The organism is Actinomadura sp. NPDC000929 (assembly GCF_040492065.1).
Classification (GTDB): Bacteria; Actinomycetota; Actinomycetes; order Streptosporangiales; family Streptosporangiaceae; genus Spirillospora; species Spirillospora verrucosospora.
In genome coordinates this window covers 1-1,162 of record NZ_JBEUPA010000333.1, presented here as the reverse complement: position 1 = coordinate 1,162, position 1,162 = coordinate 1, and the positions used below count along the sequence as shown (strand labels likewise).

Annotated in this window: 1 protein-coding gene; it reads right to left on the bottom strand. The window is 66.0% G+C overall.

All coding sequences use genetic code 11. The annotated features are described in order from the left end of the window. Positions 1 to 1,162 (bottom strand): maltose alpha-D-glucosyltransferase (gene treS / locus ABWI04_RS42735; RefSeq protein WP_353835982.1); only part of this gene is annotated, 1,162 nt, incomplete at both ends.

Genomic DNA, 1,162 nt, shown 5'->3' with positions numbered 1-1,162 from the left:
TGATCTCGCGGGTGAAGGCCAGGACGGAGGGGTTGGAGGCGGACAGTTCGACGTAGGAGCCGACGCCGAAGACGGGGTGGCGCTGGCGGATCTCGATCATCTTGCGGGTCCAGTGGAGCAGGGATCCGGGGTTGTTGGCCTGGGCTTCGACGTTGACGGCCTGGTAGCCGTAGATGGGGTCCATGATGACCGGGAGGTAGAGGCGGGCGGGGTCGCAGGCGGAGAAGCCGGCGTTGCGGTCGGGGGTCCATTGCATGGGGGTTCTGACGGCGTCGCGGTCGCCGAGCCAGATGTTGTCGCCCATGCCGATCTCGTCGCCGTAGTACAGGACGGGGGAGCCGGGCAGGGACAGCAGGAGGGCGGTGAACAGTTCGAGTTGGTTGCGGTCGTTGTCCAGGAGGGGGGCCAGGCGGCGGCGGATGCCGATGTTGGCTTTCATGCGGGGGTCTTTGGCGTATTCGGTGTACATGTAGTCGCGTTCTTCGTCGGTGACCATCTCCAGGGTGAGTTCGTCGTGGTTGCGCAGGAAGATGCCCCATTGGCAGTTGTCGGGGATCTTGGGGGTCTGGGCCATGATCTCGGAGATGGGGTAGCGCTGTTCGCGGCGTACGGCCATGAAGATGCGGGGCATGACGGGGAAGTGGAAGGCCATGTGGCATTCGTCGCCGCCGGCGGCGGGGTCGCCGAAGTACTCCACGACGTCGGCGGGCCATTGGTTGGCCTCGGCGAGCAGGACGCGGTCGGGGTAGAGGCGGTCGACCTCGGCGCGGACGCGTTTGAGGTAGGCGTGGGTTTCGGGGAGGTTCTCGCAGTTGGTGCCTTCGCGGGCGTACAGGTAGGGGACGGCGTCCAGGCGGAATCCGTCGATGCCCAGGTCGAGCCAGAACCGCAGGTTCTCCAGCATGGCGTCCTGGACGTCGGGGTTGTCGTAGTTGAGGTCGGGCTGGTGGGCGAAGAAGCGGTGCCAGTAGTACTGGCCGCGGACGGGGTCGTAGGTCCAGTTGGAGGACTCGGTGTCGACGAAGATGATGCGGGCGTCGGGGTAGCCGGTGTCGTCGTCGGCCCACATGTAGAAGTCCCCGAACGGCCCGTCGGGATCGGTCCGCGACGCCTGGAACCAGGGGTGCTGGTCGGAGGTGTGGTTCATCACCAGATCCGCGAT